28 protein-coding genes and 2 pseudogenes are annotated in these 23,178 nt (G+C 57.8%); 18 read left to right on the top strand and 12 right to left on the bottom strand.

The genetic code is table 11. The annotated features are described in order from the left end of the window. Nucleotides 1-371: 371 nt before the first annotated feature. The gene (locus J2754_RS14885) at nt 372-1,619 is read left to right on the top strand and encodes a glycosyltransferase family 2 protein (protein WP_188879643.1); all 1,248 of its coding nucleotides are present in this window, start codon (nt 372-374) and stop codon (nt 1,617-1,619) included. 74 nt (nt 1,620-1,693) lie between these two features. On the opposite strand, the gene J2754_RS14880 is transcribed toward J2754_RS14885, so the two are convergent. Next, nucleotides 1,694-2,050 (bottom strand): hypothetical protein, encoded by a 357-nt coding sequence (locus J2754_RS14880; RefSeq protein WP_188879645.1) that lies wholly within the window; start codon nt 2,048-2,050, stop codon nt 1,694-1,696. Nucleotides 2,051-2,408: 358 nt separating this feature from the next. On the opposite strand from J2754_RS14880, the gene J2754_RS14875 reads away from it, so the two are divergent. From J2754_RS14875 to J2754_RS14855, 5 genes are all read left to right on the top strand, one after another. After that, complete coding sequence (locus J2754_RS14875; protein ID WP_188879646.1) at nt 2,409-3,068, top strand: helix-turn-helix domain-containing protein; 660 nt, start codon at nt 2,409-2,411, stop codon at nt 3,066-3,068. Between the two features lie 228 nt (nt 3,069-3,296). Continuing rightward, nucleotides 3,297-4,007 (top strand): AzlC family ABC transporter permease, encoded by a 711-nt coding sequence (locus tag J2754_RS14870; RefSeq protein WP_188879647.1) that lies wholly within the window; start codon nt 3,297-3,299, stop codon nt 4,005-4,007. After that, on the top strand, nt 4,000-4,320 hold the full coding sequence (locus tag J2754_RS14865) for an AzlD family protein (RefSeq protein WP_188879648.1): 321 nt from the start codon (nt 4,000-4,002) through the stop codon (nt 4,318-4,320). The genes J2754_RS14870 and J2754_RS14865 overlap by 8 nt, the downstream gene beginning before the upstream one ends. A gap of 235 nt (nt 4,321-4,555) precedes the next feature. Further along, entirely contained in the window at nt 4,556-4,906 is a 351-nt protein-coding gene (locus J2754_RS14860) for a DUF8105 family protein (protein WP_211087902.1), read from the top strand. Continuing rightward, nucleotides 4,903-5,226, top strand: coding sequence for a DUF8158 family protein (locus J2754_RS14855; protein WP_211087901.1), 324 nt, complete (start codon nt 4,903-4,905; stop codon nt 5,224-5,226). Before J2754_RS14860 ends, J2754_RS14855 begins: the two co-directional genes overlap by 4 nt. A gap of 136 nt (nt 5,227-5,362) precedes the next feature. Here the strand turns inward: J2754_RS14855 and J2754_RS14850 are convergent, their stop codons facing one another. From J2754_RS14850 to J2754_RS16785, 4 genes are all read right to left on the bottom strand, one after another. Further along, nucleotides 5,363-5,782, bottom strand: coding sequence for an HVO_A0114 family putative DNA-binding protein (locus J2754_RS14850; protein WP_211087900.1), 420 nt, complete (start codon nt 5,780-5,782; stop codon nt 5,363-5,365). After that, nucleotides 5,779-6,270, bottom strand: coding sequence for a hypothetical protein (locus J2754_RS14845; RefSeq protein ID WP_211087899.1), 492 nt, complete (start codon nt 6,268-6,270; stop codon nt 5,779-5,781). Before J2754_RS14845 ends, J2754_RS14850 begins: the two co-directional genes overlap by 4 nt. 17 nt (nt 6,271-6,287) lie before the next feature. Further along, the gene (locus tag J2754_RS14840; RefSeq protein WP_211087898.1) at nt 6,288-6,839 is read right to left on the bottom strand and encodes a DUF7342 family protein; all 552 of its coding nucleotides are present in this window, start codon (nt 6,837-6,839) and stop codon (nt 6,288-6,290) included. A 94-nt stretch (nt 6,840-6,933) separates the two neighbouring features. Continuing rightward, nucleotides 6,934-7,194 (bottom strand): MarR family transcriptional regulator, encoded by a 261-nt coding sequence (locus J2754_RS16785; RefSeq protein ID WP_425351001.1) that lies wholly within the window; start codon nt 7,192-7,194, stop codon nt 6,934-6,936. Between the two features lie 88 nt (nt 7,195-7,282). Between J2754_RS16785 and J2754_RS14830 the strand changes: the two genes are divergently transcribed. Together J2754_RS14830 and J2754_RS14825 are read left to right on the top strand one after the other, a co-directional pair. Next, nucleotides 7,283-8,215, top strand: a complete 933-nt coding sequence (locus J2754_RS14830; protein ID WP_211087896.1) for a hypothetical protein — start codon at nt 7,283-7,285, stop codon at nt 8,213-8,215. Between the two features lie 36 nt (nt 8,216-8,251). Beyond that, nucleotides 8,252-8,662, top strand: coding sequence for a hypothetical protein (locus J2754_RS14825; protein ID WP_211087895.1), 411 nt, complete (start codon nt 8,252-8,254; stop codon nt 8,660-8,662). A 103-nt stretch (nt 8,663-8,765) separates the two neighbouring features. Here the strand turns inward: J2754_RS14825 and J2754_RS14820 are convergent. The 3 genes and pseudogenes from J2754_RS14820 to J2754_RS14810 form a co-directional block, all read right to left on the bottom strand. Next, nucleotides 8,766-9,357: pseudogene (locus tag J2754_RS14820) on the bottom strand (IS6 family transposase); the annotation flags it as partial. Nucleotides 9,358-10,042: 685 nt separating this feature from the next. After that, entirely contained in the window at nt 10,043-10,300 is a 258-nt protein-coding gene (locus J2754_RS14815; protein ID WP_483420148.1) for a toxin-antitoxin system TumE family protein, read from the bottom strand. A 386-nt stretch (nt 10,301-10,686) separates the two neighbouring features. Continuing rightward, nucleotides 10,687-12,050, bottom strand: a pseudogene (locus tag J2754_RS14810) (RNA-guided endonuclease InsQ/TnpB family protein). Between the two features lie 38 nt (nt 12,051-12,088). On the opposite strand from J2754_RS14810, the gene J2754_RS14805 reads away from it, so the two are divergent. The 4 genes from J2754_RS14805 to J2754_RS14790 all read left to right on the top strand — a co-directional run bounded on the left by J2754_RS14805 (nt 12,089) and on the right by J2754_RS14790 (nt 14,424). Continuing rightward, complete coding sequence (locus J2754_RS14805) at nt 12,089-12,232, top strand: hypothetical protein (RefSeq protein ID WP_211087894.1); 144 nt, start codon at nt 12,089-12,091, stop codon at nt 12,230-12,232. Nucleotides 12,233-12,372: 140 nt separating this feature from the next. Continuing rightward, nucleotides 12,373-12,948, top strand: coding sequence for a DUF7342 family protein (locus J2754_RS14800; RefSeq protein ID WP_211087893.1), 576 nt, complete (start codon nt 12,373-12,375; stop codon nt 12,946-12,948). Further along, on the top strand, nt 12,945-13,391 hold the full coding sequence (locus tag J2754_RS14795; protein ID WP_211087892.1) for a toxin-antitoxin system TumE family protein: 447 nt from the start codon (nt 12,945-12,947) through the stop codon (nt 13,389-13,391). Before J2754_RS14800 ends, J2754_RS14795 begins: the two co-directional genes overlap by 4 nt. Before the next feature lie 88 nt (nt 13,392-13,479). Continuing rightward, entirely contained in the window at nt 13,480-14,424 is a 945-nt protein-coding gene (locus tag J2754_RS14790) for a transcription initiation factor IIB (RefSeq protein ID WP_211087891.1), read from the top strand. On the opposite strand, the gene J2754_RS14785 is transcribed toward J2754_RS14790, so the two are convergent. Further along, nucleotides 14,421-14,651: a winged helix-turn-helix domain-containing protein gene (locus J2754_RS14785; protein ID WP_188879668.1), complete on the bottom strand. Its 231-nt coding sequence runs from the start codon at nt 14,649-14,651 to the stop codon at nt 14,421-14,423. The genes J2754_RS14790 and J2754_RS14785 overlap by 4 nt on opposite strands. Nucleotides 14,652-14,825: 174 nt before the next feature. Between J2754_RS14785 and J2754_RS14780 the strand changes: the two genes are divergently transcribed. The 5 genes from J2754_RS14780 (at nt 14,826) to J2754_RS16340 (ending at nt 18,749) form a co-directional block, all read left to right on the top strand. Further along, complete coding sequence (locus tag J2754_RS14780; RefSeq protein ID WP_211087890.1) at nt 14,826-15,449, top strand: HalOD1 output domain-containing protein; 624 nt, start codon at nt 14,826-14,828, stop codon at nt 15,447-15,449. Then, a complete protein-coding gene (locus J2754_RS16780; protein ID WP_425351002.1) occupies nt 15,368-15,691 on the top strand; it encodes a DUF7504 family protein in 324 nt (107 codons plus the stop codon). Before J2754_RS14780 ends, J2754_RS16780 begins: the two co-directional genes overlap by 82 nt. Before the next feature lie 124 nt (nt 15,692-15,815). Then, entirely contained in the window at nt 15,816-16,244 is a 429-nt protein-coding gene (locus J2754_RS14775; RefSeq protein ID WP_188879670.1) for a nucleoside 2-deoxyribosyltransferase, read from the top strand. Between the two features lie 188 nt (nt 16,245-16,432). Beyond that, nucleotides 16,433-17,293: a hypothetical protein gene (locus J2754_RS14770; protein ID WP_211087889.1), complete on the top strand. Its 861-nt coding sequence runs from the start codon at nt 16,433-16,435 to the stop codon at nt 17,291-17,293. A gap of 865 nt (nt 17,294-18,158) precedes the next feature. Continuing rightward, complete coding sequence (locus tag J2754_RS16340) at nt 18,159-18,749, top strand: DUF6166 domain-containing protein (protein ID WP_342590136.1); 591 nt, start codon at nt 18,159-18,161, stop codon at nt 18,747-18,749. A 284-nt stretch (nt 18,750-19,033) separates the two neighbouring features. Here J2754_RS16340 and J2754_RS14760 read toward each other — a convergent pair whose 3' ends face one another. Continuing rightward, complete coding sequence (locus tag J2754_RS14760) at nt 19,034-19,480, bottom strand: DUF5518 domain-containing protein (RefSeq protein ID WP_211087887.1); 447 nt, start codon at nt 19,478-19,480, stop codon at nt 19,034-19,036. Between the two features lie 199 nt (nt 19,481-19,679). Here J2754_RS14760 and J2754_RS14755 point away from each other — a divergent pair, with 199 nt between their 5' ends. Continuing rightward, nucleotides 19,680-20,504 (top strand): hypothetical protein, encoded by an 825-nt coding sequence (locus tag J2754_RS14755; RefSeq protein ID WP_211087886.1) that lies wholly within the window; start codon nt 19,680-19,682, stop codon nt 20,502-20,504. Nucleotides 20,505-20,870: 366 nt separating this feature from the next. Here the strand turns inward: J2754_RS14755 and J2754_RS14750 are convergent, their stop codons facing one another. Together J2754_RS14750 and J2754_RS14745 are read right to left on the bottom strand one after the other, a co-directional pair. After that, on the bottom strand, nt 20,871-21,680 hold the full coding sequence (locus J2754_RS14750; RefSeq protein ID WP_211087885.1) for an SWIM zinc finger family protein: 810 nt from the start codon (nt 21,678-21,680) through the stop codon (nt 20,871-20,873). A gap of 175 nt (nt 21,681-21,855) precedes the next feature. Further along, the gene (locus J2754_RS14745) at nt 21,856-23,136 is read right to left on the bottom strand and encodes an RNA-guided endonuclease TnpB family protein (protein ID WP_211087884.1); all 1,281 of its coding nucleotides are present in this window, start codon (nt 23,134-23,136) and stop codon (nt 21,856-21,858) included. Between the last annotated feature and the right edge of the window lie 42 nt (nt 23,137-23,178).

The raw sequence follows: 23,178 nt of genomic DNA, 5'->3' as shown, positions 1-23,178 counted from the left end.
TGTCGTGCACAGACTGGACTTCCTCATTCCTTCCGAAAGGTGCCTCGATAAGCCGCCGCTATCACGCGGTTTCTCGCTTAACTAAAGACGGATGGTCGACTGTGTCCCCCCTAAACGAAAAGCAGCGTGAGTTCCCTCGTCTATCGGAACGCAACCCGATGCGCACGCTACAGTCGCGCGGCGTGACCGGCCGGTTAACCGACAGCTTATTACACGCAATCGCGTCACACGGTAGCAGTCATCAACGCGGTTCAGTCGTGCGATTAACTCGGATTAGATGGGATTAACACCGGGAGCGCACGCGAAAGTCACTCGAATTCGGCGATAGCGTCTGGACAGTTCATACGAGTGGCGGGGAATGTGGAGGTACGATGAACACCGAACGAATCGCCTTACTCGCAGTCACGGTCGCACTCCTCGTCGGTGGCGTGGCGACAGTGTTCGCACCGTCCATCGTCTCCGGGCCGGGAAGCGCCCCGAGTCAGGCCGCGGCGACGACCACCATCGTCGACAGCGGTGGGCTCGCGCCGCTACTCGGAATCGCGCTCTGGGGCGTGACGCTCCTCTTCGGGGCGACCGCGCTCAGCTGGCTCGTCCTCACGACCGTCATGGGGGCGGGCTACGAGACGCCGCCCACCGAGTACGGCCTCGACGAGATCCAGGTTCGCATCCTGACCGTCGACGCCGCCGACGTCGTCCAGGACACCGTCGACTCCCTCCCGGAGGGGCTCGACGACGTGCACGTGATCGCGGAGTCGCCCATCGACGTCTCCGAGGCCAGCGTTCACGTCGTCCCGGAGGAGTTCTCCTGTCGTGCCGTCCGGAAGGGACGCGCTCAGGAGTGGGCGCGCCAGGCGCTGACCTGTGAGAGGGAGTTCGTGCTCTACCTCGACGAGGACAGCGTCGTTGAGTCATTCGAGGGGCTTCCGGACGCCGATATCGTCCAGCTCCGTGAGAAGCCGCGCCGCACGGGGTCGAATCTGAGCTATCTGGCGGACATCTACCGGATGGGCGTCCAGTTCGAGCAGCGCGCGTTCGCGCGACTCTCGATTCCCCTCTTCGCGTGGGGTGGCGGCATCGCGGTTCGAACGGAGGTCGAGGAGCAGACGACGTGGGATCGGGAGACGCTCGTCGAGGACACTGCGTTCGTCTGGGCGGCCTTCCAAGAGTTCGACGTGACATTCGCGCTCTCGGACGCGGTCTGCCGGAACGAAGCCCCGCCGTCGCTGTACGAGATCCTCCAGCAGCGCCGTCGCTGGGCGGCCGGGAACGTCCAGGCGTCGACGATGCTCCCCCGGCGGTACGAACTCCTCACTCGCGTGAGAAACTACGCGTGGGCGCTCTCGCCGATTGTCACCCTGCTCGTCGTCCCGCTGTCGCTGTTGAGCGTGACGATCGTCTATCCCGGCCTGTTCTTCGTGGCGTCGATGGGACTGGGGCTGTGTACGCTCGGCTGGTTCCTCCTCGGCGTCTTCTACTACGGAGACGACTACCGGTATTGGGTGCTCGCACTCCCGCTGGCGCCGGTTATCACCGTCATCCACTCGATGGGAACGGTCATGGGGATCCTCAAGCCGCCGGAGACGTTCCGAGTGACGACGAAGGTCGGGGGCAAGTAACTCCTAGAGGACGTCATAGAACCAGTCTCACACCGTCACAGTAGGTGGTCGAGTCGTTAACGGGAGACTCTCAGTTACGCGCCGACTTCGTGGCGGGCACGCGTTGCAAAGAGGATGAACACTACAGCACCGATGTACCACACAATTAGGGCGGCGGTCACCCCAGAGGGCACGTCGAGGTAGGCGATAAACGAGAGAAGCCCGAGGTTGACGCCCATGATACCGATGAATTCGCCGACCGTGTCCGTGCGCTCGTTGAACTTCGTGCGATACCGGAAGACAGCGACGGGATACGCCTGCGCGAAGTACGCGACGCCCGCATACGTCCCGCCAATACAGGCGGCAACGTACCAGTACGGGACGAGGAGCGCGTAGACGGCGGCAGCGGCAAGCACGCCGACACCGAGCGCGACGGGGAGACTACGATTCATACGTGTCGTCACTCATACTTGTTGATAGTCTTTCCGTGCGCACAGCTACTAAACGGGTGTTCCGGGAGAACACCCGCATAATTAAGTCACGCAACAATTCCACCTCCGAGATTGTACACGGCTAGCCGAGGAATTCCCAAGGAAGCTATTGAGCAAGGTGTTCTCCGGGAATCACCCGCTGGCGAGAGGAGTACCCTCGGGATAAATACATACTCAAGTCTTAGCCTACTATGATTGGATTCAAAACAGATGCTTTTTGACTAACCGTAGTAATGTTAACAGCATGCCATCACCGAGACGCGAGCTTCTTAGCGTCAAATTGGAACTGTGGCATCCAGGCTGTTGGTCTTCCGAGGTTATGGACGAGACAGGTGCCGGCGTTCTCGGATATGGGTGCGTGATGGACGGCCGGCGGGCTTACGAGCGGTGTACTATCTATGGAGATACGCCGGATCACGTGGACGAAGCCGTCCAGACCGCGAAGGAATCCACTCGGATAAGCCACGTTCGAGAAGTGCAACCAACACCAACAGAGAGCATCGCCCCAGAGTCAGCTATTGGAACGTTTTCACAGGACGTATTTATCGAGTATGAGTTTACTGAGGGCATCGGTCCGGCCTTCTTTTCCCGGGGGTTCGTACTCAATGGAACGTCCCAGATGGAAGGCGGACAGGAGACTTGGCCGCTCTTGGTCCAGATGGATCGCTGCAGCCTCGGCCGTCGAATGGACGAAATCCAGACGGAGTACGATGCGAAAATTACTATGGAGCACGTTACACCGGCTGACCAAGACCGATTCCAGTCCTCCTTCGAAGACCGGCTAAACGAACTTACACCACGTCAGCATCAAGCCTACGAGCTGGCACGGCAGAACGGATACTATGAGTGGCCGCGAGAAACGAGTGTTCAGGAGCTCGCTGACGATCTCGGTGTCTCGAAAACGACATTCCTCGAACATCTACGCTCGGCTGAGAACCATCTTCTTGACCCACCTGAAGCGCAAGACTCGGTCGGATAGACGGCTCACCCGAGTATAGTAGGGTGAAACTCTTCGTAGTTCTTCCGTTGTCTGCTACTACGGTCTGGAGCATTTCGCTCACTGAACTAACTAACAGACCGAGATCGTACTCATGACAGAAGATATCGGGAAGCAGTGGACTGAGTTGTATCAGAAGAACACGAACCAGGAAAAGCCCCCGATGCCGTCGGAACCACTTCCGTTTGTGGACGAGAGAGACCATGAACTATGCTAGAGTACAACGAGCCAGAGAGGACAGAGTTTAGTAAAACGGGATTGGTCGCAGGAGTCCGACAAAGCATCCCAATTGCGCTCGGTGTATTCACCTACGGTATCGTCTTCGGGATTCTCGCACGGCAGTCGTCACTTGGACCGCTCGAAACAGTGTTGATGAGCATCTCGGTCTTTGGCGCGTCTGCGCAGTTCGTCGTCCTCGACCTCTGGACGTCACCCCTCCCAGTCATCGCTATCGTAGTCACAACAGTCGCGGTAAATCTTCGCCTCCTTTTGATGGGTGCGTCGATTCAGCCATGGCTCAAACGGCTCACCCCCCGCAAAACCTACGGGATACTCTATTTCTTGAACGACGAGTCGTGGGGACTGACGATGCGTGCCCGGTCGAATGGCGAGAACGACGCCGCATTTCTTCTCGGAAGTGGCCTCATCGTATTCGCTGCATGGATCAGTGCAACTGCCCTCGGCGTCTCAATCGGCGGTCTCATCCAGAACCCTGCCAAATACGGCCTAGACATGGCGTTCATCGCTATCTACCTCACCCTCTTGGCCGGTGTGTGGAATGGACGCGAAGACGCCATTCCCGTCGGTATCGCAGCGTTGGCTGCGCTCGCTACGTCTGTCGTGATTGCGGGGAACTGGTATATCATCATCGGCGGACTAACAGGAAGCATCGCTGGCGTCGTCCGAGATGAATATGTCTAAGATACAGATGAGTACAGTCTCACTCGCCGCTATCGCCGGGATGGCAGTCGGAACGTATCTTACTCGGGTCGGCGGGTATTGGTTAGTAAGCCAGTTTGAGCTGACTCCCCGGTTCCAAGCGTGGTTGAGCTACGTTCCGGGTGCAATCTTCGTGTCGCTCATCGTGCCTAAACTTGCACACGGAGGCCCCGCCAAGTGGATTGCTGGCCTCGCTGCGCTCATCGTCGCGTGGCGTTCCGGAAACATCCTCTACTCAATGCTTGCGGGAATCGGAGTCGTACTACTCCTCCGCCATCTGCCAGTGGTCGCGTGACGGTGGCTTCCCCGACTCTGACATCGGATGCTCCGCGAACGTAACGTATAGTCTCCCGGTCGGTATCGGCGTGATCACGCCTACATTAACGCGACACGCCCAATATTTACGTATTCCTGTGTCTACATAGTATTATATGAGATTTCGGACATTGCCGTCGCCGTCGACAACAACCTGAAGGCCCAGATGGACGACCACCCGGACGGTTTAGGGGCCTACCACCCGATCTCGACGTATGGAGTGTCCGGACTGCGGCGGATCACAGATCTCCCGAGAGGTTGGCCCAGGGTGGTCGCCGTCAACACGGCTGGTCGACGTATTCGTCGATCTAGAGGAGGGCGACGGCATCACGCTCCACCGGCAGTGTTGGACGTGTGGGTGGCACGAAGACCGAGAGATTGCCGTGACGGAAATCGAGGCGGAACACGGCGACCCGGAAACGGTCGCCCACCAGCAACGACTCACCGAACTCGTCGACGAACTTGAAGCGATCGAGGATACCGAGACACTCAAAGCGATTCACCGAGACGTCCGCCACCGGCAATCGACGGACATCGCGGCGACAGATGCAGGAGACGGGGAATGACCGAAGCGAACACCACCTACCCGGTGGAAGACGCGACGGGGAATCCGGACGATCCGTCGTTCGAGGCGGTGTGGACGCTCCTGTGTGAGCGCGGGCAGCATCCCCGCGTCGACCATCCGGATGCGCATTTCGACGAGATCATGGCTGACGTCCTCGAGCGCTACGGCGAGGAGACTGTTCGCACGGTCACGCATCGTGTCCTCGTCGAGTTCCAGCCGTTTCGCACGGCAACCGCTGACCTGGGTGTTCGACCCGTCGACGGCGTCCGGATCGGAACGACAGCCGTCGCGACGCTCCGTGAGCTACGTCAGGAGTCGTAGGATGAGTGGTGCTCTGGTCGGTGCACGCCGATGCATCTCTCCTGACAGTGATCGTTGTTGTATTCAATCGGGGGCGGCATCCATACAGCGACCCTGAATCGTGTCGCGAGAGGGTGAAGGCATCCCAACTGGGGTCTCAGTCAGCGTTAGCCGGAGAGCGGTCGGACTCGCTCGTCCGAATGAGTGGATAGTCGATATGCATCTCAATCCGGTCAAACGGAACGATCGGCCGCATCGCCCCACCGGGGCCGCCCTCTTCGAGCTCAAGGATGCCGAGTACTTCGAGGTGCTTGAGGTCGGCGTGCACGTCGGAGACATCGCGCTCGACGAGCCCAGCGGCCTCACGCATGCTCTCGGGGTGGTGTTCAGCGATCGTCTGTGCGAGTTCCAGTCGAAGCGGTGTGAGACTATCGACCAAGTCGTCGTAGCTCCCGAACTGGAGGACCGCCCGGTCGTCGCCGTCCTCGAGGTCGCCAGCGTCCGCGTCCTCGACGAACGCGAGCACGTCCTCGCGAAACTGTTCTCTGTCGCCGACAGTGGCATGGAGTGTGGTCATGATACTGGCCACGTAGGGAGCGAGGGCGTCCCATCCTCCCAACGAATAGCCCCTAGCGCTGGCGGGAACTGCTGGAGTCGCTCATCAAGGACGGCGAGTGGGTGCGCATCGAGAAACATTGCGCTATACCTGCCTACTGGCTCATCTTCGTAATTGAGCTGGATGTGGCAGGGCCCAAGATCCGGGTGATCGGCGTCTTGGTGGAAGCCGAGCATTAGGTTCCGGTCCGGTTCGACCCAGTTGATGCGGTAGTATTCGTGGTCGACGCCGGTGGGGTACCAGAAGCGAATCTCCAGTCGTGCGGTCTCCGCATCGTAGGAGTTACCCAAGAACGCTGTCGGATCGACATCCGCGATGACGTACCGCGATCGGCGTCGAGACGGGCGATAACGCACGTCCTCACAACCCGCTTGATTCGTCAATCGGTCGTGAACATCTCGGTGGAGGGTCCGCTGTGTATAGCGGTCGCGACCGGCGAGGAAGATCATGCTGTATGAGAAGAGAATTAGCTCGTGGCGCGGTCGGCCACGTCAGTCATCTGTTCACGAGCGGCTTCGACGTCCGAGTAGAGTTCCAGTGCGTGCTTGATGAGGCGGCGGTCTTCCTCGTTCTCTTGCCAAAACGCGATGACGTCGCGGCGGTCGCGGAGCTCGGCACTTGTGAGGTCGCCGTCGGCGAGCGACTGTTCGAGCTCCTCCCACGTCTCGACACCGTAGGTCGCCTGCCACTCCTCGATTTCCTCGGTGATCGCGGCCAATTCGCTCCGTAGCTCCTCGCGCGTGTTTGCCTCGATGAGCGTGCGGATCTCCTCGAAGAGCAGTCGCGTGTAGTCCGGCTGGTAGCGCGTTGTCTCGCCGGCCTCAACGCGGCGCAGCTGGCCCTGGTCGACGAGCGCCTGTAGTTCCTCGTTAGTCGTGCTCCAGGCGGCGTCAGCCTGTTCACTGATCCAGTTGACCGACTGGGGCTCGTGGAGCGTCTCGGCGACCGCCCGAATGCGGTCGCGGGCACTCATCGACTCAGCCCACGGCTGGACACCGTCTCGCGAGGATTCAGACATACGTGGCACCTCTTGCAACAGCGTTCGCGCTGCACTCTCATATATGTTCGTGCCTTCGAGTATAGTCAAGACTCTTCGCAAAGGAGAGATCTGTTCACGCAGCTTCGAGGTCACGAGCGTCAAGTTCGCCAGCGAGATACTGCTCTCCCTGCCGAGTAATATCGTAGACACCGTTGCCGAGGTGGACGAGGAGACCGTATGTGACCAGCGTCTTGCAGCGGGCGTTGATGTGTTGGCGAGAAAACCGGACCTGATCGCTGTCAGTCATTTTCTTCGGGGTATCGGAGCCAGCTTCAGAAAGATGCTCCAGAATGCGGTCGTCGGCGCGAGACATCCAGTCGGCGTCGAAGCGCATAATCGCCTCTGGTTGCGCTGACGCCATCTCGAACGCGCTAAGTCAAGTGAAGTTACTTCTCGACAACAACTGTTCTGGGAGAAACCCCATGTCGAAAAACACCGATAGAAAAGCTAAGACGGATCAAGATGAACCTACTGACAGGGACAGGCAGACCGGTTCCACTCGGCGTGGTACCCTCAAGGCACTTGGCGCAGCTGCCGCTGGAAGCACACTGCTTGCCGACCTTGTAACCGGTGACGTCGCTGCACAATCAAGTACGAACTCAAACGGAACCAAGGCAGATTGTGAGTATTTCTCTAACTCACAGAGCATGGTCATCACCAAAGACAATGCGTTAACCATGTCTGAATACTCGGATAGGGTTAGAGAAGTTCGAGAGCAATATGGAGATTCGGCGGCGAACATGCTTCCCCACCCAAATGAGGATGGGTCAGTCTCCATTATGGCGACTACCCCCAACGGATTCAGGAAAAACAACGTTACTCTGGTGCATCCCTGGGAGCAGCATTATAAAGTCAAAAATGACGTAAACCAAACGGTCGCACAGACAGACCACTTTCTGAATCTCTACGATACCAATATGACGGATCCGAATGACCGAGAGGTTAAGTTCTATAGTATGCTATCCCTCTCAAAGGTAAACAGCTCAGCAGCATACCGCGCGCGTACGACGCATATGAGCAATTATCTCAATATCAAGGGTGGTCTCCGTGTTAACTCCGTCAACCCAACAGGGACACTAGATCTGTCCGGAAACACAGGCTACCAAATTGGGGTATCTGTCGGTCCCAAGGCAGTCGCAGGCTCAGCAAGCATCAGTACAACTGTTGGAGGTGGAGGAGGAGAGATCCATCCTGACGGAGATCGGCTTACTCACGGGGATAATGGAGAATTTGCTGTTGAATTTGGTGGGTCACGAGACGGAACAACATCGCTACCCGGTGCTGTCGATATCAGAGGAAGTGGCCATTCACACACCTGGTCAACCCATGTTGGGGGCACAACCTTAGACGTATAGGCCTAGTACTATGGTTCAGGAATTCGATTACTAACTATGGATGAGCAGATACCGCACACTGTTGGGAGATGGTTCGGGTACATTGCAACTATATGTACCCTAATCCTTGGAGCATATATGTTCGTTTTCGGTACGTTCGTCGAAGACGGATATGACTTCAAGATCGCTGCCGGCTACCAATATCTCCAAGGAAATAGCGCAGCAACTGGTGTCTTCATTGTTTCTATCGTGTCCGCTGTTATCGCCCTCGCAGTCGGGTACAGTGTTTGGACGGAGCGCCTCCCCCATCTCTGGGTTGAAACTTTTGCCTTAGCCGTTATAGCTGCACTAGGCTTCGGTAACGCGTTGTTCACCCTTGTTGCCGTCGTACCTCTGCTCCTGTCAGTCATTCTACTCACGGCTCACAGGTATCTCGATCTCTCTGACCCAACCTCAGCGGCAATCTGATCACCTCCTTCTTCTATTTGAGTGTTTGTCCCGGATGCATAAAGTATCAATATTAAACAATACTAGTGACGAGAACGTGTTTATCTACCACTGAAGGCACTCTCTAGTTCTGCACCTCCTCGGCTGGCGTTTTTCCACCGAGAGATTGATGCGGCCTCTGTCGGTTATAGTAGTGCATAAACTGTTCAAGCTATTCGCGGACGCTTGACCGACTGTCTACCCACGAATTCTGGAAACAGTCAATGCGCATTGTGAGAGTATGGAGCTACTTTTCGATGAGGTTACGGTTGGTATATCCATCCGACGGTTCACCCCTAATCGAGAAAGGGCAGTCCGATAGCCGAACTGATCGACGAGAAACACCGTGTCGAAGAGATCGTGTTTCTCGCGGAGACCATGCAGAAGCGTAATCGTCGGATCGGTGCCTTGCCGCCCAACAAGGCGATGCCGAAAATCAGCTTCGTGTCAAGATTGATCGCGGCGTACAATCAAGACCACTCGCGGTTGATCCTGATAGCGATTTCGTCAACCGCGACCCGCTTCGGTTGCGCCTCAGACGGGTCGTCAACGCTATCAGAGACTCAAGGTACCCACTGAATGATCACATGATGAGAACGTTCTACGCCGAATAGCCGAAGAATCTCTTTCATCTCCCTAAGTGAACAACTGGTCGCGTAGAGCCGGACGGTGAACGCTCCCAACCTCTTTCTAAATCACCGTCATAGACCTCCCTAATCAGGTATGCGAGTATCTGAGCTAATTACTCAACGGCTTGCTCGTTCCTCAAACTGGCTTAACTAGACAGTGGTTTGGAGAGGAAAATAGACAACGGGAGAATACGTAGCAGATCTATAGCCCATTCCCCCCAGTATAATGTTTCACTATTTATTCGGCCTAGCACTTGTGTTCCTCGGCGTCCTCAGAGTCGGAGCTATTCTTGCGTTTGTACTTACTCAGACGCTAACTATCATCGTTCTCTACGCTCTCATATACGCGGTTTTCACCTTCGCGTCTGACGTATACATCGTCACCGGCACAGGGTAGTTATTAAACGAAAACCAGCGAGTTGCAGGAGTTCTCGGTCTTCGGTAAGGTAGTCGTTATCTGAAATGAACGACGCTAGTGCCGCTTCAACTGTGGCTCTGTAGAATTATGCAATACAGGACCTCTTGATTGGTTATAGCAGTTTAGATCTGAAGCCACACTAATCAAGATATACAGACACGGTAGTATCCTTCCCAACCCACGCTCAGAACCCACAGTAAGAGGAGGGTGTCGGAGCGTTTGGGGTGCGGCGGCGCCGACGGTGTTCGTGGAGCGTCTCGCGTTCGCCGACGGTGACTTTGCGCGTTGGCATGGTGGTTCCCCTTGGGTGGCGTCCTACTCAAGCGACCAGTCCCACGACGTCGACGACCGTTCGTCGACTTCGCGCGCGAAGCGCTCGTAGAGTTCGAGCATCCCGGGGAAGTCGATGTATTCGACGTCGTCGCGGATGTGACGCTCGTGGCCCTTCGTGCGTTCGTGGGCGTTGTCGTAGCGGAGGATGGTGTCGCCTCCGACCTCGCCGAAGTGGAGGCTGTAGTCCCGTCTACTTGGGTATTCGTCGTGCTCGGTCTGCTGGGTGGTGATGGACACCACATCACCGTTTCTGACGTCGCGTCAATCTGCGACCGTGGTGTCGGACGCCATCCGTCACCCTATGGACCCCCCTCCCTAGTCAAAAGCCTATGGATAAAACCACATAGCCTAGAGGGCGCACATCGGTTAACCAACACTACACACTGGGGACGCCAAACGTTGGTCAATACTCGAGATCACTCTGGACGACGGGTTTGCCTCCCCCAGAGGGGTGAGGGGGTTGGTAGAACGGCTTCGATGAAGGTGTACAGACTGACGAGACAACGTCCAGATGCCCGGAGTACGGCGGCCGTGTCACGATGAGCATAATGAAGACGATCTGCGAGGACAGTACTTTGACATCCTCCCACCCTGAGGGAGTGGGATTCCTCCGGAGGGGATGTTGGCTATGCCGTACCCATGGAGACAAGTTTCCCGTCGCCGGTACTCCAGTTTGTGCGCTCCTCATTGGGACTGGCCCTCTCGGGAGAGCTTGGTAACTCCGACCAATTGTGGTCGTCCCACTTGAGGCGCACGGGCCGTGCCATCGACCCGACTTCCAGATTCGTGCCGGCCTGTCGTTCGAGGAACGTCCGCGAAGCGTCGAGGTCGGCATGGCCTTCGTAGCCACACGAACACCGGAACACATCGCCGTCTCGCTCTGTATCGTCTCGCTCACCGCATACAGGGCACTCCGCGGTCGTGTACGCTTCTGACTCGACTTCGACTGCAATGCCGTATTCCTTGGCCGTCGTCGCGAGACGGTCGATGAACGATCGATACGCCCAGAACTGGTGCGTCTTCTCGTTCACTCGCGCCGACCAGTGTACCGACAGCACGTCGGTGAGGTCGCCTACGTACACCGTCGCTACGCCCTCCTCGTACAACCGTTCGATTAAGTCGTGGACGAGCGCGTCTTGTGCGTGGTCGCGTCGCCGTGTTCGCTTGCGGTACAGGCGCTGAATCCGTTGGCTACTGTACCGTCCCTCGCGGAGTTTAGACTGCAAGCGGGCGATTTCCTCGGTGGTTTCGCGGAAGCGGGCGAACAGGTCACGACCTTCGTAGAGGCACTGCTGGCCGGTCGTGGTGGTACAGGCGACGAGGTTGTTCGCGCCGACGTCCAAGGCAGCTGATTCCTCGTGAATCCCGTCGAGAATCAGGCACGGTAACGGGTTGAATGGCCCTGAACGTGTCGTCCACCTCGTCGTAGTACAGTTCCAACCGGCCCTGTTCGCCCTCCCATTTGGGGTCGCCAGCGACTTCGAGGCGCAGGCGGTCGTGGTAGCCAAGTCCGTACTCGTCTTTGAGGTCTTAGCCGACAGGGATTTCGAGGCGACTCCGTTCGCCGGTTTCGAGGGTGTACTGGTCGTTCCGGATATACGTCCGCAATTCCCTGCCGTCGTCCTCGTTGCCCCAGTAGCCGGGTGGGGCGGTGTCCCCGCCGTCCTCTCGGGCAGCGAAGAACGATCGCCACGCTTCGCTGTTCTTGCGGATGACCTGTTGGGCGGTGGCGGAGCCGAGGACGCCGACGTACTGCTTGCGGTAGTCAGCGGTCTCCCACACCGACTCGCCGTCGAAGAAGTTCTGGCGACGTTAACGAGACCTACGGTTTCGTTCGCACACAAAATCGCTACGCGATTTTGGGACGTTCGTAGGTGAGTTCGTTCCACAGGCTGGCGGAGGTGTCCAACAGCTCACGGAGCAGTTGCTCGTCCTGCGTGGAGAACGGCCTGACCGCGAACGTATTGGTTCGCCTCACGACAACAGACATTTGTAGATCTACGTCTAAATGTCTTTTGGACACAGACGATGCGACCGAATATCGACATTTCGCACACGGTGAATGGGCGCGTGAAAGACTACGCTGAACGGGAAGGCAAGAGTCTCGAAGAAGCCTATCAGGAGATTATTGAGGCGGGTCTTGAGGCGGTAGAACATCCAGACAAGTCGTAGCGAGTGGACTGCTGGGCTGTATTGTCGTTTACACCCCACCTAAAGGGTGGACTTCCGCTCGGCACGTGTCAACCCACAACTATGGGGGAGATATTCCACTTTAAGGAAGATTTATTCCGTCTGCGTGCGTGAAATCGTGTATGAAGGAGCCACGTGACGAGTTGAAAGCCGACTCGGAGGAGCGGCGGGACGCTCCTGATTTCGACGCGCTCACCCCTCCCGAAGACGTGGTTCGTGGGGGGCGAACGCGAGACAACTTCTTCGACGCGATCCTGACGCTCGGGAGTCCGACGACCGTCGAGGAGGTTGCGGAGCGCGCCGGGCATGGCGTGGATGCCGCGCGTGAGTATCTCAAGTGGTTCGAGCGAATGGGTGTCGTTACGCGGGTGACGGAGTCGCCGGCGACGTACGAGCGCAACGAGGCATATCTCCAGTGGCGGCGCGTGCAGCGCCTCCAAGCGGAGTACTCGCAGGACGAACTGCTCGAATTCCTCCAGGCTGCGGCGGAACGCGACGACGCATACACAACCACGTTCGACGTTGAGGCACCCGAGGACGTCTCGATCGCGGCGTATGCACGCGAGCACGACGAACCCGTGGAAGACGTCTGGGAGGACGTCTCACGCTGGATGACGACGCAACGTCGGATTACGCTCCTCGAACGAGCGCTCACCGGCGCGGACGACGGTCTCGCTGGCCAGCAGTCCCCGGCATGAGCAGCGGTGACGAGACGCCCGACCTCGACGTGGGTGATGGCGCACCAGTCGACTTCGAACGGCTCTCGCTCATCGCCGAGCGTCTCGGCAACGACACTCGCTTCCTTCGAATTAAGGAGTCGCCGCCCACTCCACCAGACCGACTCGTCTGTGTGTTCGACCCTGCGCTCTATCCGGCGAGCGTCGAAGAAGCACGCCTCGACGTCGTCTGGTTCGAGAATGAGACGTTCTCGATCCACTACCACGAGAGCCATGCCGAGAGCGAGTTCGACTATCGCTGGGACCGGCATCCCTCGACACACAACGCGCTCGATCACATTCATCCAGGGCCGGACGCGCCGACGCCCGGGGAGGATGCGCACCATCCCACTGACTGGCGAGACGTCCTCTCAACGGTGTTGAACGAAATCGAGGACCGCCAGTGCGGCTTCTGGACCGACTAGCACCTCCACACTCACAGTTCGTTTTTCACCCCCAGATGGGTGAGGGGTCCAGTGAGACGGCGCATTCGATGGACGCCTCGTGATTCAGATGGCAACCAGAGACATCTACAAGAGCGGTTTCGACGAAGTCGTACAGACCGACGAGACCACGTCCGGATGCCCGGAGTGCGGGGGTCGAGTCGAGATGAACGCAGTGGAGACGGTCTGCGAGGAGTGTGGGCTCGTGATCGACGAACACGCGATCGACCACGGCGGCGAGCCCGTCTACGACGACGAAGACGAACGGACGGGCGCACCGCTCACGGCGTCGCGGCACGACCGGAGGCTCTCGACGACGATTGGACGGAAGACAGACGCAAAGGGAAACACACTCTCGACGGCGAAGCGTCGGCAGCTCGGTCGGCTTCGGCGTGAACAGCGCCGCGGGCGGTTCCGCTCGAAAGCGGAGCGTAACCTCGGACATGGTCTCGGCGAGGTCCAGCGAGTGGTGAGTGTGCTCGAGCTCTCGGAGACACATCGGGAGCGAGCATGTCGGCTGTTCCGGAGCGCGCAAAACGAAGGCCCGCTGCGCGGGCGGTCGATCGAGTCGATGGCGGCAGCGAGCGTCTACGCGGCCTGTCGCTGTACCGGTCACCTGCTCCCCCAAGGGGACATCGTCGACGCCGCCCGCGTCGAGAAGAGTCGCGTGATGAACGCCTACTCGGTCCTGAACGAGGAACTCGGGTTGCCGGCGCAGCCGATGCGGCCGCGGGCGTTCCTCGCGCGCTTCAGTTCCAACCTCGATTTGCCTGGACGAATCCGGCGTCGTGCTGAGAGTCCCGCAGAGCGCGCTCAAGAGCGTGGCGTCATTGGTGGGGTCACCACAGGATTCGCCGCCGCGTGCCTGTACGTCGCCGCAGGGGAAGCTGACTGGCCGCTCACCAAGTTGCAGGTCGCTGAAACTGCTGGCGTCTCGGCGAACACGGTTCGAACTCATCGGGACACTCTCAGTGAGATGGTGGACAACCGAAGCGCAATCCCGAGCGGTCGCTAGTCGAAGGCCTTAACGAGGTATTCGCCGCTCTGCGTGAGCCGGTAAATCTTCTTCCCGTCTTGCCGGTCTGCGATTTCGATCATACCTGCGTCTTCGAGTTCTCCGAGATGTGTGTAGATGTATCCGTGGCTCAAACCGAGTTCAGCGGCGAGCGCGTAGCCGTGGAGGGGTTCTTCGCGGAGTTCTCGGAGAATTCGGAGTTTCGTATCGCTGATGAGGCCACCCATTAGCACTGGGACTTCTGACCGGTCGGATGAAACGTATATAATAGAATATCCAGACCGGTCAGGGAAAACAGACAAGTCAAAAAGGCTATCAGAGTGTCGGGAGTAGCACTGCTATCGAACCAGTATCCGGCCCTCCTAACGGACACCTCACAGACAACTCACCAGCCACTACCCATGAATATCGAACCCGAATCGAGAGTACAGTTCGTCACCTACGATAAACAGCCGAGTATTCGCGTCGTGGAAGCAGTTGCAGCACTCGAAGGCGTCGAGCAAGAAGAATTGCCCCCACTACAGGAGACGGTAGATGTCGATGCACTCGATACGGTATACAGTACGGAAACAGAAGCACCGCTCTCAACGAGCGTTCTCTACAACGGATACCAGATCCTGATTCGGAGTACCGGTACGATATGGCTCCAGAAGATCACCGCGTCACGGCCGGAACGGACGCCATCACCGAGGAGCACACTCGTCCTGGCACCAACTGGAAGCACAGCGGACACAACGACCTGTCGAGATCTTTCAGTGACAGCCCACCACGAGCATGCACCGCTGCTCAGAGTACTGCTCTCAACTGGTGACGACCGGACTCATAGCTGTGAAACCGCCGATGCACACCATCCATCTCGGATCGACATCATCAGTTGTGTCGACGACTTTACGGTAGAAACCCCAAGCACCGATGTTAGAGGTCCCCTCAAGAGGAGGTTCATATCGAATCGATCACTGGGAAGCCTGATCTCAGCACGCTCGGAATTCGAATCAGCGAACGACTATCGGTACTCTGCTCTGTAGAGTCTCCTCCAATAGTGTGCTTCCAGTCGCTCACTGATCTTCTAGACCTCGCCAATTGTGAACGCGTATTTCGGTTTCTTCACCTCCTCATGCACCAGCTCTCGGAGGCCGGAGCATACGCGCACGTTCATTTCGATCCGCGTGACTACGATGAGCGGACGATCAGGACGCTGAGTCCACTCTTCGATGTAACCCTCGATACCCGGACTACGAGCGCAGAGGCATACGCTGAGAGCAATTAGGACCCAAAGAAGTACGGACCGATCGACGTGATTGCACTTGCTCGCCGGCCAAATCCTCAAAGTAAACACCGCCCGTGGCTGCGTGGCGCGGAACCGTTAATCGGCAGTAGACTCAATGTCGCGTATGCGCCTCTACTTCGCCGCGCCGCTGTTCAACCCGATGGAGCGCTCGTTCAACGCCGACCTCACCGCGCGCCTTGAGGACGCCGGCCACGACGTCTTCCTCCCACAACGCAACGGGATCGAGACGCTCGAGGACCCCGACTTCGACTCGGAGGCCGAACGCATGGAGATGATCTTCGAGCTCGACCGCGACGGCGTCGTCGAGTCGGACGCCGTCGTCGCTGTCCTCGACGGTCGCGTTCCCGACGAGGGGGTGATGATCGAGATCGGTATCGCGCACGAGAACGACATTCCCGTCCTCGGGCTGAAGACGGACGACCGCGTCTTCGCGTCCGGCGAGTCGCTCAACGCGATGATTCACGGCGCGCTCACGACGCTCGATGACTCCGTCGAGGCCCTCCTCGACACCGTCGACGTGCACGCGGAGTGACGGCGAGCCGCCACCGCTAAGCCGCCCCTCAAGACGTCTCCTCACACGAGCCTACTTGATGTACCTGACGCACCGTGAGGTGGCCCTACAGTAAATACAACATCATCGGGAAGGAAGATCGATGATAAGAGCTAGCAGAACCGAACCCAGAGTTTTATTCGCTCATCCAGCACATGGTTTGTTCACAAGTGACTCTCCAGAGGCGTATCAGAACAGAGTTTATGCGTCTCCCGGTAGCGGCTTTCGCTGTCGTTTCAACGGCGTATATGTTCGTGGTCTCGCAGACACGAGGACCAGCCGTACCAGACCAGGTGGTGGGGGTTGTCGGTTCGGATATCGCCGTACTGTACGCGGTAAAGGATCTCGCACTGGTGATTTTCATCGGCGGATTTTTGCTCGGCTGGTGGCGGACAACTACAGCCCAAGACGACGCCACAGCACAGACTACTCGCGAGATGTATGCCGACGTAGCCCTTGCAGTGATCGTAATCTCTGGCTGGCTTACTGCGCTAGCGATAGGGACACAAGTACCCGCACGCGGTGTTCCGTCGCTACTACCCACAATCGCGTTCCTGCTCGTGACACCAGTCTACGCCGCCACCAGCGTCGGAGTTGGCGTAGTCACAGGAATCGTTACCTCTCGATCGATGCGGGGGAGAGTCGGGGCACTGCTCGTTCTGGGCTCAATACTGTTCTTTCAGGCAATCATAGATATCGGATACGGTACTGTCACCGGAACACCAGTAAATACGTTCCAACCGCCATCGGATCCGTTGTACTTTTTGTTACATCGGCTGAGTCCCTTTCGACTGTTTATCGCCGGTGTGAACTGGATTTACGGGATCGGTAGCTCAAGCAGTGGAGTAGTTATCACAACTCAACAGCTTGAGCCTGCTACAGAACTGAATGCATTCATCACAAATGCTTTCGTCGCCGAACACACCTTCGAGACCGTGCCCTGGTTCCTCACGGGCTGGGCTGCACTACTTGGTCTGTGTCTTTGGTTCGGTACCACCTTGATCGTGATCGCATCAGAGGCCGATAGATGACCTGTCACCCTCGGATCTGATCTCCAAGTTCGCCCTGGACGCCGCTTCAGTCACCCGCGCGGCCTCGGATTCATGGGTGAACCGCAGTTCATCGCGGCCCAAGATGTGGGGGAACGCTCCGACGCAGGAAAAATTCCTCAAATCACCGGCATCACCAACTGGTCTGGCCTTTTTGCAACCAGCGGTCGCTCCCACCATGTTAGGTGACTGCGACTAGTTCGGTGGGAACCGCATCACCGTGGCTCGCCTGGCACTGGACAGCGGCATCTGTGGAGTCAGTATCGGCACTTTCTGCGCCGGGACGAACTGGACGGTTTACACGCTTCTCTAGCCCGATGTAGGGGTGGGACGTCGATGCTCGGGAATCTCGACGACGATGGGCGCCGGCACAACTGGAGCAAGCAATGACACCCTGCGTCAGCGTTTCGGGGTGTTCGCGATGCGAACCACTCACCGACTCTGACACAGATCTTTATTTATCCAACATCACCGTGGAAGTATGAGCAACCAACTCAAGTGGGGGCTAGGGACTCTCATTCTTGGCGCGATCGGTCTTGCCCTTCTCGGAATGGCTGGTGCATTTCAGAACCCACTCGCGACAGAGACACAACGTAGACCAGTTAATTTGATCGCGATTGGTGGTAGTCTCCTGCTCGTTATCGCTGGAATAGCAACAGTTGTACAATCTCGACGGCCTGATTAGCGTGCCAGTTGTGCTGAACGAATCCGACGAGGAGTAGACACCCCGTGTGCAAAGTGAGGACCTTAACCAACAGTAAAGGGTGCAGGGATTTTGTTGGTTAATACGGGCAGCGGAACCGATGTAGTTTCTCACCCCGGAAGGAGTGCGAGGGGATGATCCCGCATTCTGATCACGGACCAAGACTCAGCGAGACGGACGGAGCAACGCGAGAACCAATCGAAGGAAACGGAGTACGCGGGGCTGCGCGTCGACGGCCGCGCGGTCGTCCTGAATCTCACGGAGCATCGCCACTTCAATCCCGACCGAAGTCTCGACGTCGTCCGGCACAGTCCGTCGGGATTCAAGTGGGGGTATGGGGGAAGCGGGCCTGCACAGCTCGCGTGTGCGCTCCTGCTCGACTACTATGACGATGCGACGTTCGCCCGCGAGCACGATCAGGCGTTCAAGAGCACGGTCGTGAGCGGGCTCACGTGTGACGGCCCGGACGACGTCTGGCATCTCACCGGAACGGAGATCGAGGCCGCGCTCGAAAACGATTGCGACCAGTACATCGTTGTCGGCGACGGTCGCGACGAACAGACGGTCGTGCTCTGTAGTCAGGGTGACCGGGCCTATCCGGCCCCACTCGCCGTTCGTGTCGTCAGCGAAGAAGAGAATCTTACGGCGGCCGTCGAGGCGCTCATTCAGGAAGGAAACGACCTCGTCGAACCTGCCACCCCGAATCGTGACGGCGCAGACCGAGGCGCACAGTAGATCGATGGATAGCGACGATAAACGGTGTCCAGAGTGTGGACAGCGCGTCGTGTTCGTGACCGTCGTCGGGCCAGATGAAGCGCTTCTCTCTCCGTGTGGACACCGTGTTCCACCCAAGTCAGTTGACTAAAGAGACATCAGAGAATCTTTCGAGAACAATTGGTTCACCAGATAGATTTGCGAATCAGCCGTTACGTCCAGGTGCATACGTATCGCTTGAAGAGCTAGACGAAGCGATACAGAGCCCCGGAATCTCGCGTACGCGACCGGTTTCTGTACACGGGTCAGCGACTGACAGCTCCTGGCAGATTTCCATTGACGTTCTTGGCCAGCCAACTGCCGACGATACCGCCGAGGAGACCGGCCACCGCTGATATGCCGACCATCAGCACAGATCCGAGTAGTACCAGTACAGTCGCTGCGAGCGGTGACGACCACGCGGTCGCAAAGCTCGTCCACATCTGGCCCATCGCAGGTAGTATCCAGAGGTATCCCGGTAGTCCACCGATGATTCCTGCACCGGTGGCGGCTTGCCTCGTATTGGCCGACCCTCGCTGTGCGAGAAACCCCGCGAGAAGCCCGCCGAAGAACACCATGTTGATCGAAAAGTAGCTCCCCATCCCAGAGAGCCAGTAGTCGGCGAGCACTAGTGGAATCGAGACAATCCCACCGAGCAGGGCGTACGGCCACGTCTGATTCCCACGGAGGGAGTGGAGGGCACCGACAGCCATGGTCGTTCGATTAACAATGTGACTGGAGGTACTGTAATTGTTGTCGTGGCTCAGGAGCTCCACCCTATCTAACGTTCAGTTGCGCTTCTCAGTGGAACGAGATACTCTCTCTGCCCTTCGTTTATACCAGCACATAGTCCGAAAAGGGTGGCTGTATACTGAAGCGGAAATTTAACTACATTCACATTAAATATCAGGTGTGGCGAGTTTGATTCACCTGTTCGGCGCGGCCCACTCAGACCGGTATTCAAACATCCGAACGGAGATCGAAGAGCGAGTCACGGCAACCGATGCAGAGGCGATTTGTATCGAAGCGCCAGAGGAACGGATTCGGGTCAGATACTGGTTACTCGCATTTCCCCGACTCCCACTAGTTGTTACGGGATTCGCTATGGTTGGGTTTCCTCAACTTGCACTGCTTGCTCTTCGCGCTCGGAGCATATTTCCGGGAGAAGTCCGCGCTGCACAAGAAGTTCATGCCGAGCACGGGATTTCACTTCACAAGGTTGATCCCCATTTCCAGCGCTACTTCTCAGTAGGCGGTCTCTGGTTCAGTATCGCCAACTGGGCTGTTCTGATCGGTCTCGCTGTCGTCTTCTCACCGATCCCAGTAGCGATTATCTGCGTCCTCGGAAACGTCGGGTTTTGGTGTCTTCGGTGGCTCGGCCAAGCATCAGAGCGTCTCGCCGTGATTAGTGCCCTCCCTGCTTGCGTCCTCTTTTATTATGCACTCTTCCAAATCACTTCGATCCCGCTCATTCTCGTCGTGTTCAGTCTCGGAGTTGCTGGCCTTGTTATTGGTGCCAAGCTGACGGAAGAGGAACGCACCGATGAAATGGTTTCGCGGACACAGACTGCCATCGCCGAGCATGAGTACGAGAACGTACTCTATGTCTCGGGGAAAGGGCGCATCTCAACCCTCCGAGATCGTCTCACTGACTTGGATGATGTTGAGCTTGGATCGGTGTGGCTCAAAGATCGTTCCGAGAGTGGCGAACTCAAATATCCCACTCCTGACGAATGACAGTTCGCCGTGCTATCCACAGTAGGCCCCCCGCTGTGCAGTTTAGCGAAATTGGGGATTGGAGTTCGTTATGTAAGCATACATACCAAACTCCTACCCCGAGAGGAGTACAATTATCCAATATGTCTTCCCCAAGGCAAACAACTCAGGGGTCAGCACGACGGAATGGAACACTGGCACTCCTTGTGGGAACAATTGTTCTTGTCATCGGCATTTTTCAGGCATCTCGTGGGGGTGTGATTTCACCTGCGATTACTGTCGTTGGTTATCTCTTTGCCGCACTGTGCCTGCCCATATACGCAGTATCCAGATTGCGCTAATTGCACGTCTCTATCGAACGTGTAGTAGTTCATCTGTATCGAACGTTCAGTAGTCACTCCTATCGTATCGTTCCTCCAGATCATCAAGTGCCCACAAGAACTGGTCGTTGTTGATCAGCGGATCTGTCGATGTCCGCGCTTCCAGGACGCTGGCGAACGTGTCGAACTCATCGGGATTCGGGTCGGTCGCAAGAATACAATCAACGTATCCATCAAGCGCTTTCTGGAGGATTCGTGCGTAGTGGTCGTAGGCGCCATCGATCCAGTTAGATTGCTCGTCAACCTCCTCGAACACCGCCCGATAGACCGTCGCCGCGGTGAGATACCGGTCGCGGTCACGGTACTCCTCGGCAATCCCGAAGAATCGGGAGAAGTCGATCGCCTCGTACACGACCGGATCGGCGTGTTTCTCGAACAACGGGGCGATCCCCTCGCGATATTCCTCGACTGATTTGTGGTCGTCGCCGAACCGAGCGAGAAACGCCTCGCGTAACTCTGCATTCTCGGCTAATGCGTCATACACGAAGTCACGCAAGTCGTCGGCCGACACGTCATCGAGAACCGACTCGACGCGCTCGCATTCGTCCTCTGGTTGATTTTCGACGAGCTCCAAGAGGACTGCGACAACGTGCTTGCAGTCGTCGCCGCCGTCGTACGGACAGGTACACCGCGTGTCAAGACTTCTGCCGCCTCCTTCAACAGTCACGTCGTATCGATTCGATCCGCGAACGGTCGCGGTGACGAGGTCACCGAACCGATCGAGACGCTGAATCCGCCCCTCATCGCGATAGTTCCTCCCACGCTCAAATACTGCTTCTGTGCTCCGATTCCGGATCGTCTCCTCGTCAACCTCCATGCCGTATCCTACGATAGAGGAGTACTATGGGTCTGGGACAAACTGTTTCGGTTAGTGTCTGAGCAGTGAATAGGTCTCGGCGGGTCCGGTCCACGTGGCTTGAGGTGATCCCTGCTGTGCTGATCGCTTCTTCGAGAAGGTCGCGTGGAAGGGGAAAGTGACATCCTCTCCCGCCCTAAAGGGCAGGGCTTCCTACAAGGGAAGGCTCGTCGTCGGAGGTTTCAGAACTGAAGTCCGCGAGCGTCGTCTGTCGGGATTGCCGACTCTGCTTGCGGTGTCCTGTGGTGCTGTCACACACACTCCCATCCTGAGGCGAGTCATCGCCCGTCGGTTTCAGTGACAGGCTTTCTCCCCACGGGTCGAGGCGGCGGGCGATGTTGGCCGCCGCGTTGATGTCCGCTTGGTACTCCGAGACCCAACACTCGTCGTTCGTGCATCTGAACTCGGCCTGCGAACGTCGAGAACCGAGGTGGCCGCAGGCGTGGCACGTCTTCGACGTGTACGCCGGGTTCACTTTCTGTACCGGGATACCCGCGTCGAGGGCTTTGTCCTCGATGCGGCCAGTGAGACGTGCGAACGCCCAGTTGTGGAGCCGGCGATTCATCCACCTCCCGTAATCAAGATGCTCGCGGATGTGCGACAGGTCTTCGAGCACGATAACCGGATCCTCGAACTGCCAGGCGTACTCGACAGCCTGTCGAGACGTCTTCTCCACGATATCCGTCAACGCGTTCTGGTAGTGGTCGAAGCGTTCGTCCACGCGCCACCCGGCGGCGTCTCGCTCTTGGAGACGACGGAGCGTCGTGAACATCTCTTTCCGGAGGTGTCGAGCGCGTCCGCCGTCGTAGATGTATGGTTGGGTTGGGGTGCCTTCCTGAAGGGCACAGCCCGTCAGGAGTTTGGATTCACCGATATCGAAGCCAACCGGCGTCGGGTCGTCCGGCTCCTCGGGTTCCGCGACCGTGTATTCAACGGTGACGTGAAGCACCCAGTTGGTCCGATGCTCTTGCAGCCGGAACTCTCCGACCGTCACATCACCGTCGAGGAGGTGGCCCCACAATTCCCGCTGAGCGGGATTGATGCGGAGCGGAATCCAGAAGGCGTTGCCTCGCCCGGCTTGGGGAACGCGCCAACAGAACTCGTGCGTTCGTTCCGCAGAGTGGTCGATTCGGAACCCCCGATTCGTGAACCGAACCGGATGGTCGTCGTCCAACTCCTTGGCGTTGTACGTCCGGCGGAGTTGCGGGACGTAGTTCTTGAGCGCGTCCTTCGCGTAGGACGTGAGCGTGTAGCCGGTGACGACATCGTTGACCGCCGACTGCGTATCTGCGCCACTCTCGAACGACTCGGTGAGGGCGCGTCGGTACGTTGCCACGGTACGCTGAAGCCGGCACTCTTTGTGCGCCGTCGGGGGCGCGAGCGTGGCTTCGAGCGTTTTTGTGGCGGTGGCAGTCACAGAAGTACCGACGAATCTATGCAAGTTAAGACTATCGAAAAA

Source organism: Halarchaeum nitratireducens (assembly GCF_017874695.1).
GTDB lineage: Archaea > Halobacteriota > Halobacteria > Halobacteriales > Halobacteriaceae > Halarchaeum > Halarchaeum nitratireducens.
Note: the sequence above shows the minus strand (reverse complement) of the source record. Positions and strands in the feature narration are given on the sequence as shown.

Coding starts and splice junctions, on each gene's coding strand:
- J2754_RS14785 (WP_188879668.1), bottom strand. CDS start 14,651: ATGGGTGGCCTCATCAGCGATACGAAACTCCGAATTCTCCGAGAACTC.
- J2754_RS14760 (WP_211087887.1), bottom strand. CDS start 19,480: ATGGCTGTCGGTGCCCTCCACTCCCTCCGTGGGAATCAGACGTGGCCG.
- J2754_RS16785 (WP_425351001.1), bottom strand. CDS start 7,194: ATGCGCTTCGACGCCGACTGGATGTCTCGCGCCGACGACCGCATTCTG.
- J2754_RS14875 (WP_188879646.1), top strand. CDS start 2,409: ATGGACGAGACAGGTGCCGGCGTTCTCGGATATGGGTGCGTGATGGAC.
- J2754_RS14870 (WP_188879647.1), top strand. CDS start 3,297: ATGCTAGAGTACAACGAGCCAGAGAGGACAGAGTTTAGTAAAACGGGA.
- J2754_RS14825 (WP_211087895.1), top strand. CDS start 8,252: ATGGATGAGCAGATACCGCACACTGTTGGGAGATGGTTCGGGTACATT.
- J2754_RS14805 (WP_211087894.1), top strand. CDS start 12,089: ATGCGACCGAATATCGACATTTCGCACACGGTGAATGGGCGCGTGAAA.
- J2754_RS14845 (WP_211087899.1), bottom strand. CDS start 6,270: ATGATCTTCCTCGCCGGTCGCGACCGCTATACACAGCGGACCCTCCAC.
- J2754_RS14855 (WP_211087901.1), top strand. CDS start 4,903: ATGACCGAAGCGAACACCACCTACCCGGTGGAAGACGCGACGGGGAAT.
- J2754_RS14885 (WP_188879643.1), top strand. CDS start 372: ATGAACACCGAACGAATCGCCTTACTCGCAGTCACGGTCGCACTCCTC.
- J2754_RS14840 (WP_211087898.1), bottom strand. CDS start 6,839: ATGTCTGAATCCTCGCGAGACGGTGTCCAGCCGTGGGCTGAGTCGATG.
- J2754_RS14775 (WP_188879670.1), top strand. CDS start 15,816: ATGCGCCTCTACTTCGCCGCGCCGCTGTTCAACCCGATGGAGCGCTCG.
- J2754_RS14880 (WP_188879645.1), bottom strand. CDS start 2,050: ATGAATCGTAGTCTCCCCGTCGCGCTCGGTGTCGGCGTGCTTGCCGCT.
- J2754_RS14800 (WP_211087893.1), top strand. CDS start 12,373: ATGAAGGAGCCACGTGACGAGTTGAAAGCCGACTCGGAGGAGCGGCGG.
- J2754_RS14795 (WP_211087892.1), top strand. CDS start 12,945: ATGAGCAGCGGTGACGAGACGCCCGACCTCGACGTGGGTGATGGCGCA.
- J2754_RS14850 (WP_211087900.1), bottom strand. CDS start 5,782: ATGACCACACTCCATGCCACTGTCGGCGACAGAGAACAGTTTCGCGAG.
- J2754_RS14865 (WP_188879648.1), top strand. CDS start 4,000: ATGTCTAAGATACAGATGAGTACAGTCTCACTCGCCGCTATCGCCGGG.
- J2754_RS14750 (WP_211087885.1), bottom strand. CDS start 21,680: ATGGAGGTTGACGAGGAGACGATCCGGAATCGGAGCACAGAAGCAGTA.
- J2754_RS14860 (WP_211087902.1), top strand. CDS start 4,556: ATGGAGTGTCCGGACTGCGGCGGATCACAGATCTCCCGAGAGGTTGGC.
- J2754_RS14790 (WP_211087891.1), top strand. CDS start 13,480: ATGGCAACCAGAGACATCTACAAGAGCGGTTTCGACGAAGTCGTACAG.
- J2754_RS14830 (WP_211087896.1), top strand. CDS start 7,283: ATGTCGAAAAACACCGATAGAAAAGCTAAGACGGATCAAGATGAACCT.
- J2754_RS14780 (WP_211087890.1), top strand. CDS start 14,826: ATGAATATCGAACCCGAATCGAGAGTACAGTTCGTCACCTACGATAAA.